The 17,790-nt window shown below is 30.5% G+C and carries 17 protein-coding genes; 9 read left to right on the top strand and 8 right to left on the bottom strand.

Translation table 11 applies throughout. The features are described from left to right. Position 1 precedes the first annotated feature (1 nt). Entirely contained in the window at positions 2-1,468 is a 1,467-nt protein-coding gene (locus BUA92_RS05385) for a DUF4179 domain-containing protein (RefSeq protein ID WP_073017505.1), read from the top strand. 41 nt (positions 1,469-1,509) lie between these two features. On the opposite strand, the gene zupT is transcribed toward BUA92_RS05385, so the two are convergent. The 6 genes from zupT to BUA92_RS05355 all read right to left on the bottom strand — a co-directional run bounded on the left by zupT (position 1,510) and on the right by BUA92_RS05355 (position 7,125). Next, entirely contained in the window at positions 1,510-2,307 is a 798-nt protein-coding gene (gene zupT, locus BUA92_RS05380; RefSeq protein WP_073017503.1) for a zinc transporter ZupT, read from the bottom strand. Between the two features lie 172 nt (positions 2,308-2,479). Beyond that, a complete protein-coding gene (locus BUA92_RS05375) occupies positions 2,480-3,514 on the bottom strand; it encodes an ABC transporter permease (protein ID WP_073017501.1) in 1,035 nt (344 codons plus the stop codon). Beyond that, positions 3,507-4,292 (bottom strand): ABC transporter permease, encoded by a 786-nt coding sequence (locus BUA92_RS05370; RefSeq protein ID WP_073017498.1) that lies wholly within the window; start codon positions 4,290-4,292, stop codon positions 3,507-3,509. The genes BUA92_RS05375 and BUA92_RS05370 overlap by 8 nt, the downstream gene beginning before the upstream one ends. Positions 4,293-4,301: 9 nt before the next feature. Beyond that, complete coding sequence (locus tag BUA92_RS05365; RefSeq protein ID WP_073017496.1) at positions 4,302-5,237, bottom strand: ABC transporter ATP-binding protein; 936 nt, start codon at positions 5,235-5,237, stop codon at positions 4,302-4,304. 104 nt (positions 5,238-5,341) lie between these two features. Further along, positions 5,342-5,977 (bottom strand): response regulator transcription factor, encoded by a 636-nt coding sequence (locus tag BUA92_RS05360; RefSeq protein WP_073017494.1) that lies wholly within the window; start codon positions 5,975-5,977, stop codon positions 5,342-5,344. A 17-nt stretch (positions 5,978-5,994) separates the two neighbouring features. Continuing rightward, positions 5,995-7,125 carry a sensor histidine kinase gene (locus tag BUA92_RS05355; protein WP_073017492.1) on the bottom strand — a complete coding sequence of 377 codons (1,131 nt, stop codon included), beginning with the start codon at positions 7,123-7,125 and terminating at the stop codon, positions 5,995-5,997. 150 nt (positions 7,126-7,275) lie between these two features. On the opposite strand from BUA92_RS05355, the gene BUA92_RS05350 reads away from it, so the two are divergent. Continuing rightward, the gene (locus tag BUA92_RS05350) at positions 7,276-8,364 is read left to right on the top strand and encodes a radical SAM protein (protein ID WP_073017490.1); all 1,089 of its coding nucleotides are present in this window, start codon (positions 7,276-7,278) and stop codon (positions 8,362-8,364) included. Between the two features lie 156 nt (positions 8,365-8,520). Here BUA92_RS05350 and BUA92_RS05345 read toward each other — a convergent pair whose 3' ends face one another. Next, positions 8,521-9,345: an ABC transporter permease gene (locus tag BUA92_RS05345; protein ID WP_073017488.1), complete on the bottom strand. Its 825-nt coding sequence runs from the start codon at positions 9,343-9,345 to the stop codon at positions 8,521-8,523. Then, positions 9,345-10,259, bottom strand: coding sequence for an ABC transporter ATP-binding protein (locus BUA92_RS05340; protein ID WP_073017486.1), 915 nt, complete (start codon positions 10,257-10,259; stop codon positions 9,345-9,347). Before BUA92_RS05340 ends, BUA92_RS05345 begins: the two co-directional genes overlap by 1 nt. 208 nt (positions 10,260-10,467) lie before the next feature. Here BUA92_RS05340 and BUA92_RS05335 point away from each other — a divergent pair, with 208 nt between their 5' ends. The 7 genes from BUA92_RS05335 (at position 10,468) to BUA92_RS05305 (ending at position 17,740) form a co-directional block, all read left to right on the top strand. Beyond that, positions 10,468-11,790: a sensor histidine kinase gene (locus tag BUA92_RS05335; RefSeq protein ID WP_083553416.1), complete on the top strand. Its 1,323-nt coding sequence runs from the start codon at positions 10,468-10,470 to the stop codon at positions 11,788-11,790. Positions 11,791-11,808: 18 nt separating this feature from the next. Further along, positions 11,809-12,498: a response regulator transcription factor gene (locus tag BUA92_RS05330; protein ID WP_073017484.1), complete on the top strand. Its 690-nt coding sequence runs from the start codon at positions 11,809-11,811 to the stop codon at positions 12,496-12,498. A gap of 160 nt (positions 12,499-12,658) precedes the next feature. Then, positions 12,659-13,864 carry an MFS transporter gene (locus tag BUA92_RS05325; RefSeq protein WP_083553415.1) on the top strand — a complete coding sequence of 402 codons (1,206 nt, stop codon included), beginning with the start codon at positions 12,659-12,661 and terminating at the stop codon, positions 13,862-13,864. Positions 13,865-14,009: 145 nt separating this feature from the next. Continuing rightward, positions 14,010-15,140, top strand: a complete 1,131-nt coding sequence (locus tag BUA92_RS05320; protein WP_073017480.1) for an iron-containing alcohol dehydrogenase — start codon at positions 14,010-14,012, stop codon at positions 15,138-15,140. Positions 15,141-15,348: 208 nt separating this feature from the next. Then, positions 15,349-16,092: an amino acid ABC transporter ATP-binding protein gene (locus tag BUA92_RS05315; protein WP_073017478.1), complete on the top strand. Its 744-nt coding sequence runs from the start codon at positions 15,349-15,351 to the stop codon at positions 16,090-16,092. A gap of 33 nt (positions 16,093-16,125) precedes the next feature. Further along, the gene (locus BUA92_RS05310) at positions 16,126-16,983 is read left to right on the top strand and encodes a substrate-binding periplasmic protein (protein ID WP_073017476.1); all 858 of its coding nucleotides are present in this window, start codon (positions 16,126-16,128) and stop codon (positions 16,981-16,983) included. A gap of 49 nt (positions 16,984-17,032) precedes the next feature. Beyond that, a complete protein-coding gene (locus BUA92_RS05305; protein ID WP_073017474.1) occupies positions 17,033-17,740 on the top strand; it encodes an amino acid ABC transporter permease in 708 nt (235 codons plus the stop codon). Positions 17,741-17,790: the final 50 nt, after the last annotated feature.

The following is a 17,790-nucleotide window of genomic DNA, read 5'->3' as shown; positions in this document are numbered from 1 at the left end:
AATGGATGATTTAAATAATATAAAAGAAATGATTAAGATACCAGAAGGAATAGATTTAGCAGTAAAAAAAGGATTTGAAAGAGGAAAAAAAGAGAAAAAAAGAAGAAAACATAAGAAGATATATAAGAGGATAGGAGCAATAGCTGCAACTTTAGCATTAGTAGTTATAGTTGGAATCAATAACCCCGAGATTGTTCAAGCTATACCAGGGGTAGGGTCAATATTTAAACTTATAGATTATGATAGAATGGGAAGAAATCTATCGGCATATGAAAAATTTGCAACATCAATTAATAAGTCCGTTGGAAAAAATGGGATAAAGGTTACAATAGATGAAATTGCCATTGATGATAATAGTATGGTTATAACTTCAACAATTGAAGGAGACGGCCTTGAGGAAGACAAAGGAAATATGGGAGGAATTGAGTTAAATGGAGAGATGGTAAAAAGTTATGGTGCTAAAGATAAGAAGATTTCTGACAATAAGCTAGTAAGTATAGTAACGGCCAATATATCTGATTTAACTTTAGATAATAGTATTGATGTTTACTTCAATATGATTTGGATTGGAGATGTAATGGGGCCCTGGGAATTCAAATTTAATGTAAGTAAAATGAACAATGTTTTTAATTCTAAAGTTATAAACCTAGATAAAAACATAAAAATACCAAATAGTACATTGACTCTTGATAAAATGGTCATAAGTCCATTAGGCAACACAATAAATTATTCTGGAAAATATGATAGTATAAATGAAGGAAAGAAAAATGGGATTTTTAGTTTTATTGTTAAGGATGAGAATGGGAAAATACTAGATGCAAATGAAACAGGTGGAAGTTCTAATAATCAAAAATATGAAGGAAAGATAGAGATATTCGATGATTTATCAACTGTTAAATCCTTAATTGTTGTTCCATCGTTTAAGAGATGGGGAGAAAAGAGGCAAGATGTTAAGGGATTTTCATATCCAATACTACAAACTACAACAAATAATAAAAGTGATGATTGTGAAGTTATAAGTAAAAGCAGACCTGTAACAAAAGAGGAGAAGAGAAAAGGATATTCACTAGATGAGGTAATTAGTGTATATAATATTGATAAAAATAGAGCGTTTGTATCTATGGATAGTCTGATAAATCATACAATAAATGTTAGTGATAATAACTCAGTTACAATAAAAAATATTGAAGCTACAAATGAATATACTAAATTGACTTTTAAGTTAGAGGGAAATGGAGCCTATAGATACAGAAACATTAATGAGGTAATAATTTTAGATGAAGATTATAAGGATACTAGAAGAGCAGAAGATGGAGATAGAGCTGTTATGGAGAATCAAGCAGAAAAGATTGTTTCAATAAAGCTACCAGCTGTTGATAAAAATAAAAAATATAAGATTGCAATACCTATGATTACAGAACCTGAAATTGATGATAGATATAAAATAGAGATTGATTTAAATAAATAGAAAGAAAGACCGTATACTCAAAACAGTACACGGTCTTCTTCTTATATAAATAGTAATAAACTTACTGCCATAACTACCATACCAGCTACTAAGCCGTATATTGATAGATGATGTTCACCGTATTTTTGTGCTGAAGGAAGTAGTTCATCTAAAGATATAAATACCATTATTCCAGCAACTCCAGCGAAAATTATTCCAAATACAAAGTCATTTATAAATGGCATTAATACTAAATATCCAATCAATGCGCCTATAGGTTCAGAAAGTCCAGATAGGAAAGAGTAAAAGAAAGCTTTTTTTCTGTCCCCTGTTGCATAATATACTGGAACAGATACAGCTATTCCTTCTGGAATATTATGAATTGCTATGGCTACAGCTATTGGTATAGCTATAGATGGCTGCTGAAGAGCGGATATAAAAGTAGCAAGTCCTTCCGGAAAATTGTGAATACCTACAGCTAGAGCTGTGAATATTCCCATCCTTAGTAATTTTGGGTCTGAGGTTTTGTTGTTTATATCCTCAACTGAATGAACTTCGTGAGGATTCTCTCCACTTGGGATAAGTTTGTCAATAAGTGCTATTATAAACATTCCTCCGAAAAATGCACCAACAGTAGCCCAAGAACCAGACTTTAATCCTAGTTCAGCTACAAGAGCATCTTTGGCCTTAAAAAATATTTCAATCATAGAAACATAAATCATAACTCCAGCTGAAAAACCAAGACTTATAGATAAAAATTTCGTGTTTGTTTTTTTAGTAAAGAAAGCTAATGCACTACCTATACCAGTACATAAACCAGCAAAAAGTGTTAGTCCAAAAGCAAATAAAACGTTATTCATGTATTTCCCCCTTTATAGTGTATATAATTATTATAAATCCATCAAAGGATAATTATTATTATTTAAGAATATAACTATAGTATAGTATATGTTTATGATATGGTAAAGACTTATATTAAAAATTGCAAGGGATAATGAAAGACATGAAGCGATACCTATATTTTAATTTCTATTAATCCTCTTCGTAAAACCTTAGGGTTTTAATTCCAAATGTCGAAAACACTGCTCCAAAAAGTAGTAAAATTAAAATGTTTATATAAACTTCTTTGAAGGAAGAACCATTACTTAGTTTATCGTAAGATTCCATAAGCCATTTGTTTGGTATGAAGTTTGATATTGTCTGAAGGGCAGGAGACATGCTACTTACGGGAATAAATGTACCTCCTACTGCACAAAAACATCCTGCCAATACAAAATTGATAATACTTAAAGCTTGTGTTGTTTTTATTAAACTTGTTAGAGCGATATTTATACCAAGGGAGGCGATAAAAAAAGCTATTAAATTAATAAAAAACACAGGAGATGTGATTCTGTAATCCATATGAAGTACATATTTAGACAAAACTAAAAATAAAAAAATTTGTATAGAGCTTAGTAAAATGCTTGCTAAAATATGACCGAAAATTATATTATGAGATTTTACTCTAGCGCTGAAAATTCTCATAAAGGTTTTAGAATTAATATCATCTATGAGAATGTTTGTACAAGCTCCTGAAAACATAAATAAGGACATAAGTAGGAAACCAACTGAAGCAGAAAGTTTATAATTATCTTTACTATTTTCTTTAACAGTTGAATTTGTATCTATATTTTTAAATTCCATAGGGTCATCTAAAGCTTTAAAGTATGAATCTAGCAATAAATTAAGCTCATTTACATTTCCATTTTGTCTTTTACACAGTATCTTAGTCTTTTCATAGGGATAAGACATTATTATACCTATTTCTATACTTTTATTATTGATGAATTTCTCTATATCTTCTTCATTAAGTATTTCGACTTTATATCTATTAGTGTCCTCTAATAAATTTATGATAGATGAAGTGTAGTCGCTATCAGTTATAGCTATTTTTATTAAAGTATCTTTGTTAAACATAAATGAAGAGAGAACTCCTCCTAGTAGAGGAACTATTAGGATTAAGGATAGCGCTACTGGGTCTTTAAATAATCTTTTCATTATATTTAAGCATATTCTAATACTATTCATATGTTTTCTCCCTTTTGTATAATAGAATTCCAAGAACGTTAAATAACGTACCTAGTAACATAAGGACGATTAAATTTTGAACTATGGAACTAAGGGGGTTTTCTTGCATTAAACTATAATAACTTTCATAAATCCACTTGTTTAAGGTGAATTTTGAAGTTGCATCAAAGTCTCCGCTTAGTGAAAAGCTATCACTAAAAAGAGCCAAGAAAAATAAAATAAAAGCACAGGTGCTAACTCCAGCAGTTGAATTTTTAAATAATCCAGACATGAAAAAGCCAAAAGATGCTGAAATATATACTGCAAAGATTGTTACTATAAAAATTTCAATTAAGCTGTGTCCATAGTTAATTTTAAATAAGATAGAAGAAAAAAGCATATAAAAAACTGCTACAATAAAGGTTATTAAAAATTGGCCAATAATGTTTCCTAAAATAACGGTGCTCTTTTTTACAGGGCAGGAATACATCCTCATAAAGGTTTTGTTTTTTCTGTCAGAGATATTAAGCCCAACCATAATAATAGCAGTTATGAGAAGAAAGTACGCTAAGGTAGAGGAACATATGAGTTGGATCATATTAGCATTCTTATTTACACCTACAATCATTACCACTGTATATTTTTGAGATATAGAGTCAGTTATGCTACTAGAAGCACTATTTATATTTGAACTTACCAAAAAAGTTTCAAGTAAAGAGCCTGCGAGTATGAGGATTATAAGAAAAGGGTTTGTAAAAATTCGTTTTAAGTAATTGATTGATATATTAAAAACCTTCATGTTATCCTCCTAATCCCTTAAGTTTCTTCCAGTAAGAGAAAGAAATACACTTTCCAAATCAGGTTCTTTTAGTGTTATGCTTTTTACTCTTACATCACTTCTTGATAGAATGAAAAGAGCATCTTGAAGTATACTTTGTCCTCTTGTTGATATTACTTTTATAGTATTTTCATTAATGGAGACATTTTTAACTCCAGGTAAATTTTTAAGTTCTTTAATAGGATTATATCTTATATCAGTTGCTTCTATGTTTAAAATTTCATCTGTTTTTGAAAGTTTTTTTATTTCATTTTTCTCGCCACAAGCTATGAGTTTTCCATGATCCATTATTCCAATCTTGTTACATAAAGCATCAACCTCATCCATATAATGACTAGTGTAGATTATAGTTGAACCTTGTCTATTTAATTCTTTTACTGCTTCTAATATATGATTTCTTGATTGAGGATCTATGCCTACAGTAGCTTCATCCATTATTACTATTTTAGGTTGATGTATAATGGCACAGGCTATGTTAAGCCTTCTTTTCATACCACCTGAAAATGTTTTTGGTTTATCTTTAGCTTTATCTAAAAGACCAACAAATTCAAGAGATTTTTTAGCTTTTAGGTTTAAATCCGCTCCTTTTAAATCATAAAGGCTTCCGAAGAATTTTACATTATCCTGTGCTGATAAGGATTCATAAATTGCTATATCTTGAGGAACAAGACCCATAAGTTGTTTTGCTTCTAAAGAGTTTTTACTAATATCCAATCCATTTATTAAAACATTTCCCCCATTAGCTTTAATAAGACCCATTAAAATATTTATTGTAGTGCTCTTGCCAGCTCCATTTGGACCGAGAAGTCCAAAGATTTCGCCTTCGTTTATATCTAGAGTTAAACTATCCACAGCAAGTTTATTTTTATAACGTTTAATTAAAGAGTGTATTTCTATTAGTGACACATTCTCTCCCCCTTATTTTTAAAATCTTTATAATAATAGTTTAAAAAATATAGCCACCTATTTCCACAACATAAAGTCATGAAAATGGGTGACTTAGGTCATTTTTAACTAAAGTTTTTTAAATAAAAAATTGCTATTTGAGTTCTATCCCTTAATTTAAGTTTGCTTAGGATATCTGTTATCTTATTTTTAACAGTTCCTTCAGTCAAAAATATCTTTTTTGCTATCTCTCTATTGCTTAAACCATCTGATATTAGTTTTATTATTTCTATTTCATTTTCAGATAAGTTCAAGTTATAAATAAGTTTTTTCTTGTCAGCTTTAAGCATAGATGAAAGTTTTGTAGCTACTTCTGGATGTACTAGAAGATTTCCTTCATGAACTATTCTTATTGCTTTTATTATTTCATCAGCTTTGATGTTTTTAAGTAGATAACCTTTAGCACCATTTTTTAGAGCTTCAAAAATATATTCGTCATCGTTAAAAGTTGTAAGTATGATGATTTTTATATCAGGTCTTACTTTAAGGATTTTTTTAGTTGATAGTACACCGTCACACACAGGCATTCTTATATCCATTAAAACAACATGAATATTATTATTTTGGAGAACTTTTTCGTAGGCCTCGTCTCCATTTTGGCATACAAACAAAACATTTATATCAGCCTCATAATTGAGAATCATTTTGAGGCTGTTGGTTATTAGCTCTTCATCATCAGCAATAAGTACATTTATAGACATAGTACAGTTACCTTCCTTTAACTTTTAATTGGAATTATAGTAGTAATTTCAAAACCTTTTTCAGTAGAAATGAAAAGTTCTCCATCTATGATTTTAACACGTTCTTCCATTCCCTTAATTCCCATACCTCTAACAAGAGTTTTACAGCTAATTCCATCATCTATTACTGTAAGTATAACCTGTTTTTCTTCGTACTTTAAAGTGATCCATATTTTTTTAGATTTACCGTGTCTAGCAGAATTAGTTATAGCTTCTTTAGCATTTTTATAAAGGGCAACCTCCATACTTGGATAGAGCTTTACAGGAGTTCCTTTAATATCAAAACTTATATCAATATTAGATGAATATATAAAGTCATCAATCATCTGTTTTATAGAAAGTACTCTATTTGAATATTCCCCAGGATTAATATTTTTTAAAGTATCACTTAGCATATCTACAGTGGAACTTAAAGTAGCTCTAGAGGATTCTATTATATCTAAGCCTTTTTCTAAATCTTTTTTAGAAACTCTCATTCCAGCTTCGAGCTGAAAAAGCACGCCAGTTAGTTTATGACCAAGATTATCGTGAATTTCACTTGTTATTCTAGCTCTCTCTTGAAGCGTTGATAAGGATTCAATCTTGGAGGAATAGTCTTCTAAAATCTTCTTAGTATTTTCAAGTTCATAACTATATCTTCTATTTTCATCAAATAGAATTTCTGTTTCCTTAAAATCCTTATTAAGATTCTTTTTGTTTATAGAAAAAATAGATAATGAAAGAATGATAAAAAGATTAAGTATAAAAATATCAGGACCTTTTTCTTTGATATAAAATAGTATAAAGGCAGAGGCAATAATAGATAAAATATAACCTTCACTTTTTAATAATGATAGTGAGTCTAATATTGTTATATAAAGCAAAAAATAAGTCATATAAGGATATTTAGAAGATAATAAAAACACTAGAGCTAAATCTGAAATAATTGAGACTAACAAGAGATTATTTCTATTTTTGGGTGTTAAAAATAGTAACCTGATTCTAGAATTAAGTATAAATATGAAGAACATCATTATAAAATAAGGAGCATTTTGAATTTCATAAGATAATGCAGTGCCTATAGCTGTCAATGTATAAATTGATAATCTTGTAATGTTTTCAGCTTTCATAAACTTACCTCAATCTTATCATTTGTTTAAATATACCATATATCCCAAAATAAAAACAATATTAAGAAAATTTTAAGATGCAAGGTTGATTTTAGGGCATATAATCAATTTATAATAACTTAAATAAGGTTATATAAGGGGAGAATAAAAATGAGTAGGGAATTCAGTTTATCGGATTATGTTAGTAATGGGATAGAGAATATAGTTAAGGGAATAGTTAAAGCTTCTCTTAAAAATCCAAAGGAAACTGCTTTTGTAGTTAAATATGCTTTAGCAAGTAAAGAAGCTAAAAAGAGAAGGGAAGCTTTTATAGAAAAAGGAGAGAATGTTCCAGCTTTCTTAATTTCAAGTATATCAAGTAACTGTAATTTATTTTGTAAGGGTTGTTATGCGAGAGAAAATAAATCTTGTGGTGAAGGCTTAGAAAATAAACAAATGAGTACAGAAAGATGGGCAGAATTATTTAAAGAAGCAAAAGAGATGGGAGTTTCATTTATATTACTTGCTGGTGGGGAGCCTTTAATGAGAAGAGAAGTTATAGAAAAGGCAGCTGAGATTAAGGAAATAATTTTCCCTGTGTTTACAAATGGAACTTTGTTTAGAGAAGATAATTTAAAGTTGTTTGATAAAAATAGAAATCTTGTACCTATCATAAGTATTGAAGGGGATAGGGAGCAGACAGATAATAGAAGAGGGTTTGGAACTTACAATACTATAATGAAAGCAATGGATACCTTAAAAGATGCTGGTCTTTTGTATGGAGCATCCGTTACAGTAACTACAGAGAATGTAAATACAGTAACTAGCAAGGAATTCTTTCAAAAATTATATGACAAAGGTTGTAGAGCTGTAGTTTTTGTTGAGTATGTTCCTGTAATAGAGGAAACCAAGTATCTTGCTCCAACTGATTTAGAACGTAAAACATTAGAAATTAAACAGCAGGAACTAAGAGAAAGTTATGAGGATACAGTATTTATATCCTTCCCAGGAGATGAGAAATATTCAGGTGGATGTTTAGCTGCAGGAAGAGGTTTCTTTCATATAAATGTTAATGGCTCAGCAGAACCATGTCCATTTTCACCTTATTCAGATATAAACCTTAAGGAACATTCATTGAGGGCAGCATTAAAATCACCCTTGTTTAGAAAGCTTAATGAAACAGGAATGCTTATGGGAGAACATGATGGAGGATGTCTATTATTTCAGAAAGAAAGCGAAGTTAAAGAGATGCTTGGTTAATGTATTTGTTTTTTTAGGAGGAAACATTAAATTTTTCATATATTGGTGGTTTAAGATAGTTAAAATATAAGAAAATATAAAAGGCCCATGAAGAGGCCCATCATAAAAATATAGGCCCAAGTTACATGAACTTGGGTCTATAATATTTAGATATAATTATCTTTCAGGATTAAACACCTTAACATCTGAAAAGTCTGCTTTATTGAATTTATATACGCATAGTGAGAAGAAGATAAGGCCCATGATGATTATGATTAATATTCCTGTGAAGGGCCCAACTATGAAACCATGAATATCAAAAGAAACTCCTTCTTTTACAAGTTCAGCTGTTGATAGATCATTCATTTTTAAAGCTATATATCTGAATATAGATGTTGTGTAGGTTAATGGATTTATGTATACAAAAGGTCTAAGGATTTTTGGCATAATGGTTGTTGGTATATAAGCGCCTGACAAAAAGGTTAATGGTAAAGTAAATGCAGTAATCATAACTTGGAAAGTAGTTGATTTCTTAGCAACAGTTGCTAAGAATAGGCCCATGGAACTGAAGGTTATACCTACTAGGGTCATCACAGCTATCATTTGAATAAATTGAGGTGCATCAAGTGTGAGGCCCATGAATAATGCAATTATGATAATCAAAAGACCTTGAATAACAGCTATGATAGTTGATGATAGTACTTGTCCTATGGAAATTTTCCATCTTTCTATAGGTGAGACTATGATTTCCTTCATGAACCCCATTGATATATCTTCTAATATATTAGTAGAGTTACTTAAAGAAGATTGAAAAACTGACATTATTATTATGCCTGATATCAAATAGTTGATAGGCTGACTGATATCAGCTGTTGTTGGTTTCATAACAAATGAGAAAACAAAAAGCATAAATAAAGGCATAACTATTGAGAATATAAGTTGAGTTTTGTTCCTTGTAAAGTTTATTAGATTTCTTTTTAAAATAGCAGTCATTCCACGCATTATGCTCTTATCTCCTTTCCTGTTATAGCTAAAAATACATCGTTAAGTGTACCTTTAGTAGTTTCTAAATCTGTGATTATATCTTTAAAGTTAGATGTTAGTTCTAATATTTTCTTTAAGTTGTTTGAGTATAGGGTAAACATGGTTTCTTCCTGTTTATACTTTATATGGTTCATTTTTAGATATTCAACAAAATCATATACCTTTGATACACCTATTTTAGTTACAAGTCCTGTATGTTCTTTTTTTAGATTGTTAGGTGTATCAAAAGCAACTATTTTACCATGATCCATGATAGCTACCTTGTCACATATCTCAGCTTCATCCATGTAGTGAGTTGTTAGGAAGATGGTGATGTTTTTTTGTTTTTGAAGCTTGTATATGTATTCCCAGATGTTTGCTCTTGTTTGAGGGTCAAGACCTGTAGTAGGTTCATCTAGAAATAAAACTTTAGGATAGTGAACTAGTCCTCTTGCTATTTCTACTCTTCTTTTCATACCTCCAGAAAGGCTATTTATAGGAGCTTTTCTCCAAGCTTTAAGATCTACTAAGTTTAATACAAAGTTTATTCTGTTTTGAATGTCTTCCTTTGGTACATTGTAAAATTCACAATGAAATTTTAAGTTCTCTTCTACAGTTAGTTTATTATCTAAAGTTGAATCTTGAAATACTATTCCAATATCACGTCTAACCTTTCCTTTTTCCTTAGATACCTCATTTCCATTTATGGTTAAGGTACCATCAGTTTTATCTATGATGGTACATAGTGTATTAATGGTTGTACTTTTTCCAGCACCGTTTGGTCCTAAGAATGCAAATATACTTCCTTCTTCAACCTCAAAAGATATATTGTCTACAGCTTTAAATTCTCCAAATTGTTTTGTGAAATTTTTTACTTCAATAATATTTGCCATTTGATTTTCCTCCTAGAATTTTTCTTACAGGTTTATATTAATAGAAAGGTTTAAACTTCATTTAAAAGAGATATAAAAAATTTATAAACAAATATAAATAATTTTTAAATAGAAATTCACTTTATACTTTCTTTATAAATACGTTAAAATATGTTTAAGAGTTAGATGTAAAATAAGGTTAATACTATTAAATCTAGGAGCATATATAATGAAGAAAAAATTGAAAAACTTGAAAAAATCTCTTGAGATAAAGGTCAATAGGCATATACAGTATCATGCTGAAGAGGATATTAGACAAGTAAAAACTAATTTAGACTCTTTTGAGTTGTTTAGAGAATATCAAAAAGATGTTGAGGAACTTACTAAAAAAGATTATCTAACTAAAAGGGAACGGCATGAGGAGAAGCATAGACTAGAGAAGAATTTTAAGAAGAGCCTTGAAAGGATACATAGAAACAATAGGGGATTTCAGTGGTATTATTCTAAAGTTAAGTACACCAGATTTTTATTTTTAATAATTAACTTAGTTATATGTTATTTGCTATTTAGATATATAGGATTTAGTGCTATAGGAGTCATCTATATGTCATTAATGTTACTTGGAGGAATTGGTCAGATATTATTTTTAGCTAGTATAGAGAAAAGAATTTTAGTTCCACTTCAACATTTAAATGAGGGGGTTGTGGAGATAGCTAAAGGAAATTATAGGGTTAATGTTGATTGTGAGGAAAATAGTGAAGTTGATATGGTTATAAAATCCTTTAATGAAATGGCAAAGAGGCTTAAAGAAGGTGAAGAATTAAAAAAAGAGTATGAGGAAAACAGAAAACTTCTTATAGCCAATATTTCACATGATTTAAAAACTCCAATAACCTCTATTCAAGGATATATTGAAACTATGGCCTATACTGAAGATTTACCTAAAGAAACCATAAAGAAATATAATCAGATAATATATAATAATGCTGGTTATATGAATAAGCTTATAGATGACTTATTTTTGTTTTCAAAGCTTGATATGCAGAAGTTAGAGTTTAATTTTGAATTAATAAATATAGAAAACTTCATGGGGGATTTAATGGAAGAATTTCAGTTTGAACTGGAAGATAAGAATATAAACTTTAATTATGAAAGTAAAATAAGAGAAGAGTTAATAGTTAAAATAGATAGAAAAAGAATACATCAGGTTTTTAGAAATATTATAGGAAATGCAGTGAAATATGCGCCTACAGATGGAGTTAACGATAATTCCAATAAAGAAACTAAGATAGATGTTGAGCTATATGTTAATAATGGTTTTATAAATATTGATATAAAGGATAATGGAGAGGGAATCCCAGAGGAAAAACTTCCTTATATATTTGATAGATTTTATAGAATAGATTATGCTAGAACTAAAGACTTAATGAGCACTGGTTTAGGTTTAGCTATATCTAAGGAATTGGTTGATGCTCATGGAGGAAGTATAAAGGCTGAAAGTAAAATAAATGAAGGAACTTGTTTTACTATAACACTTCCTATAGAAGAATAGACAAAAGGAGAAGAGGGTATGAAAGAGATTTTAATTATTGAAGATGATATAAATATAGCTGAGATGGAAAGAGATTATCTTCAGCTTAATGGTTATAAATCAGAGATTATTACTGATGGAGCAAAGGGACTTAAACTAGCTTTAGAAGGTAGATATGACTTAATAATAGTGGATTTAATGCTTCCCAATGTAGATGGATATGAAATAATAAAAGAGGTTAGAAAAAAGTATGAGATTCCTATAATAGTTGTATCTGCAAGAAGTGAGGATATAGATAAAATAAGAGGGCTTGACTTTGGTGCTGATGATTATTTAACGAAACCTTTTAGCCCAGCTGAACTTACAGCTAGAGTGAAATCTCACATAAACAGATATGAAAGACTTAAGGGAAATGATAAAAGTTCTTCTGAAATAATTAGTCATGGAGGACTAGAGATAAATACTTCATCTCATAGAGTTTTGGTTTATGGAAAAGAAATTCAGATGACTTCAAAGGAATATTCAGTTTTATTACTTTTAGCTTCAAATCCTAATATTGTTTTTACCAAGGAGCATATCTTTGATAAAATCTGGGGAGATGAGTTTTATGGCGATACTGCAACTATACCAGTACATATTCAAAGAATAAGAAAAAAGATTGAAAAAGACCCTTCTAATCCAGAATTTATTGAGACCCTATGGGGAACAGGATATAGATTTAAGTTATAGAAGAGAGAAGAATGTTGTGAGTAATCACAACGTTCTTTTTTATTTTTCAAAAATTATCCATAAAAAGTTAAAAAATATTTGATAAAGTAGCTATCCTTATATATAATATAAGAACTACAGTTCACTTCTAAATTTTAAATGATTGGAGCGAATAATTAATATGAATAGAAACTGGAAAAAAGACATAGTACTTTTTTTATCTAGCCAAACAATATCGCTTTTTGGTTCATCATTAGTTCAATATGCTATCATGTGGTATGTTACCATGAATACTCAATCTGGAGTAATGATGACTGTATACATTATATGTGGATTTTTGCCTACATTTTTTCTATCTCCTTTCGCAGGAGTATGGGCAGATAGATATGATCGTAAAAAACTGATTATAGTAGCAGATTCCGCTATTGCACTTGCAACACTTATTTTAGCTATAGTATTTATGTCAGGATATAGAGAGATGTGGCTTCTTTTTGTTGTAGCAGCTATTAGAGCATTAGGAGCTGGGGTTCAAACACCTGCAGTTGGTGCATTTTTACCTCAAATAGTACCAGAAGATAAATTAACAAAAGCAAACGCAGCAAATGGAAGTATACAATCAATAATTATGCTTGTATCTCCAATGATAAGTGGAGCTCTTTTAACTAAAACTTCAATAGTAACTATTTTCTTTATTGATATAGTTACAGCTTTTATAGGAATATCTATCTTAGTTATATTCTTAAGAGTTGAGGCTCATAAAAAAGCATTAGAAAATTCTAATTTAAGCTATTTTGAAGACATGCAAAAGGGGATTAATTATATAAGGGGTCATCATTATGTAAGAAATTTCTTTATATTTTGTGCAGCTTTTTTCTTTCTATTTACACCAGCTGCCTTTTTAACGCCACTTCAAGTTACTAGGGCTTTTGGAAATGATGTATGGAGATTAACAGCCATAGAAATAACCTTCTCAACAGGTATGATTTTAGGTGGCATTATTATGGCTTCATGGGGTGGATTTAAAAACAGGGTATACTCTATGGCGTTTTCAAGCTTTATTTCAGCATTCTGTATTATAGCTCTTGGAATAGTTCCAAACTTTTATATATATTTAACCTTTATGGGGTTCATTGGAATAGCTATGCCAATCTTCAATACACCTTCTACAGTTTTACTACAAGAGAAAGTTGAACCAGATTATTTAGGAAGAGTTTTTGGAGTTTTTGGAATGATATCTAGTTCTATGATGCCTTTAGGGATGCTTGTCTTTGGGCCTATAGCAGATATGATTAGGATAGAATATTTACTTATAGGAACAGGTTCCTTGTTATTTGTATTAAGCTTTTTCCTTATAAAAAATAAGTCTTTAGTTAGCAATGGGGTTTAATTTGTTCAAACTGCACTAAAATCTTGTTTAGAGGATTTATAGAATAACTTAGAGTGATATGCTATTATTGTGTAAACAAAGGTGTCTTTATTTTATTAATAAAGGCACTTTTTTATATTATGGATGAAGTTTGGGAGGTCTTATGATGAATTTTAATTATAATTTACCTGTAAATTTACTGTTTGGAAGAGGAAGAAGCTCAGAGATTGGAATAGAGGTAGGCAAGTATGGAAAGAAAGCGCTTATTGTTACAGGAAGAAGTAGTACTAAGAAAAGTGGATTACTTGATAAAGCTATATCTTTATTAAAGGAAGAAAAAGTAGAATATGAGATTTTTGATAAGGTGGAACAAAATCCTTTAACTACAACAGTATATGAAGGTGTAGATATAATAAAGGAAACTTGTTGTGATGTTATTTTAGCTCTTGGTGGTGGAAGTATTATGGATGCAGCTAAGAGTATAGCTTTTTCCGCGAAAAATCCTGGGGATATATCTGAATATATATTTGGAATAAAGCAAGGAACAGAAGCTTTGCCTACAGTTTTAGTACCAACTACATGTGGTACAGGCAGTGAGGGAAATAGTTTTTCAGTACTTACAAATCCAGAAACCAAGGATAAAAAATCACTTAGAACTAATGCAATTATTGCAAAAGCTTCAATTATAGATCCAGAACTTATGATGACTATGCCGAAAGCAATACTTGCATCAGTAGGATTTGATGCTCTTTGCCATAACATGGAGGCTTATGTTTCTAAGATTGGTCAACCACTAACCAGTATGCAAGCCTTTTATGGAATGAAGCTGCTTTCCGAAAATTTAGTGAAGGCGTATAATGATCCTAGTGATTTAGAGGCATTAGAAAAGGTTACCTTGGCAAGTACTTTAGGTGGCATGGTAATTGGTATAGCAGGAGTTACAGCACCTCATGGACTTGAACACCCAGTAAGTGGCCTTTATGATGTTGTACATGGAAAAGGACTTGCGGCTTTAACGCCTGTAATAGCCCAAAAGTCATGGGAAAGTGATGTAGAGAAGTATGGTGATATAGCAAAGTTATTAGGGGGAAGCCATGCCAGTGAATGTTCTAAGCTTATAAATAAGCTTTTAGAAGATCTTAATCTTAAGGTTACCTTAGGTGAGCTTGGAGTTAAAAAGGAAGATGTTGCGTGGATGGCGGATAATTGCATGAAGGTTTCAAAACCAAGTATACTAAATCACCCTAAGGAATTTACTCTAGAAGAAATTAAAGATATTTATTATAGTGCACTGTAAACAAATTTTTTAAATATATTGTTCATACTGCACTAAAATATTGTCAGTAAAGTAAATAGACTTAGAGATTATAAATGTGATAATATACTTTTATCCGATAGATAAGATATTTAATTAAAGAAATATAAATAAATTTTAAATGCAAAGGTGCACTGAAATTAATTGGTCAGTGTGCCTTTTTTATTTTTCTATGGAAGGAGAGATAAGTATGTATAAAATTTTGGGACTATCTAAAAAGTTTGGTGAGTTAGAAGTTTTGAAAGATATAAGTTTGGATATACAAGAAGGGGAAGTGGTATGCATAATAGGACCATCTGGATCAGGTAAAAGCACACTACTAAGATGTCTTAATCTACTTGAGATACCTACTAGCGGAAAGTTATATTATGATGGAAACAATGTGCTTGATAGTGGCATAGACAGCAGAGACCTTAGAGAAGAGGTTGGGATGGTGTTTCAGAGATTTAATCTATTTCCTTTATACACAGTTTTAGAAAATGTTATGCTTGCGCCAGTTCTTACAAAAAGAAAAAATAAGAAAGAAGCAAGAGCCTATGCCCTTGAACTTTTAGATAGAGTAGGTTTAAAGGATAAAGCAGAATCATATCCCAAGACTTTATCAGGAGGACAGCAACAGAGAGTTGCAATAGCTAGAGCACTTGCCATGGAGCCTAAAATGCTTTTATTTGATGAACCAACTTCTGCTTTAGATCCAGAACTTGTTGGGGATGTATTGGATGTTATGAAAAGATTAGCTAAAGATGGAATGACAATGGTAGTTGTAACTCATGAAATGGGTTTTGCAAGAGATGTATCAGATAGGGTTATTTTTATGGAAAAAGGATATATAGTTGAGGAAGGAAAACCAAAAGACATGTTTACAGAACCAAAACACAAAAGAACCAAAGAGTTTTTATCAAGAGTATTAAGTGATTTTGCTTTAGAAGCTTAGGCTTTAAAAATAAACATAAAAAGGGGAATGTATATGAAAAGGGGATATAAAAAATTATTAGTTATTCTTGCGTTAATAAGTTCAGTTTCAGTAATGACAGGATGTGGTGGAAAGTCCACGGAAGCAAGTGGTGGAAAAAAGGACACTCTAGCAACAATAAAAGAAAAAGGGGTTCTTACAGTAGCATCTTCAAATGATGCACCATTTGCTTTTATAGATGCAAAGACAAATGAATTTAGCGGTATTGATGCTGAAATAATTAAAGAAATTGCAAAAAGACTTGGAATTAATAAAGTAGAAATGAAACAGATACCATTTGAAAATCTTTTAGTTGAGTTAAATAATAACTCTGTTGATATGGTAACTGACGGCATGTATGTTAAAGAAGAACGTAAGAAATTAGCCTTGTTTACAAACATATGGTACAAAGAAGGTGAAGCTGTAGTTATACCTAAAGATTCTAAGGTTAGCAGTAAAGCAGATTTGAAAAACTTAGTTTTGGGTGGACAAAAGGGAACTGCTTTCCTAGAAACAGCTCAAAAATGGCAACAAGCAGGTCAAGTAAAAGAAGTTAAGGTATTTGGCAGTCAATCTGAACTTATGTTAGCTGTTAACACTGGAAAAATTGATGCATGTATAACAGATGGTATGGTTGCAGGATACACATTATCACAAGATAGCAGTCTTAGTTTAAAAATCTTATCTCCATATGAACCAGAAGCTTCAGGAATGGTAGCAGCTGCTGTTAGAAAAGATGATACAAGTTTAGCAGATGCAGTTAATGAAAAACTTGATGAAATGAAAAAAGATGGAACAGTACTTAAATTACTTGAGAAGTATGGAATGAACAAAGATTATTTTGTTTCAATAGAAGATGGTAAGAGTAAATAGTAAAAAAGAATCCTTATGGATTCTTTTTTAGAAAGAGGAGGTAACTTATATGGATATTTTAGCTAACTTAGATTTTTATACTGCATTTAAGTATTTAGTGCCTTCATTAATTGATGGTTTATGGATTGTTTTGCAGGCGACTATATTTGGTTTTTTACTGGCAATGATATTAGGTTTATTTATTGCAATTGGGCGTATAAGTAAGTTTAAGATATTAAGAGGAATTTTAACTGTGGTTTTGGAGTTTATAAGAGGAACACCGCTTTTAGTACAACTAGTATATATGTATTATGTTGTACCTTTATTGATATCGATGATTGTACAGCTTTGGAATCCTGGGTATCAGTTTAGGATAAGCTCATTAACAGCAGGAATTTTGGGACTTGGAATAAACTATGGCTGTTATATATCAGAAGTAATAAGATCTTCAATACTTGCTATAGAGATTGGACAAACTGAGGCAGCTTTAGCACTTGGGCTTACTAACACACAACTATTAGTTAGAATAATAATTCCTCAAGCCCTTAGAAATGTGGTTCCTGTATTCGGTAATTATTTGGTTATGATGTTAAAGGATACATCACTTTTAGCTTATGTTGCAGTTAGTGAACTACTTCTGCGAACTCAAAGTTATGCGTCACAATCCTTCTTAACTATTGAGTCTTATACTCTTTTAGCAATAGCATACCTTATATTAAGTTTACCTCTTTCTCAATTAGTTAAACTATTAGAAAAAAAGATGCAAAAATTCAACTAAATTTATTAAAGAAATTACATAAAAGGGTATTTTTATATAAAGATATATGA

The organism is Clostridium intestinale DSM 6191 (assembly GCF_900130055.1).
GTDB classification, from domain to species: Bacteria; Bacillota; Clostridia; order Clostridiales; family Clostridiaceae; genus Clostridium_T; species Clostridium_T intestinale.
Note: the sequence above shows the minus strand (reverse complement) of the source record. Positions and strands in the feature narration are given on the sequence as shown.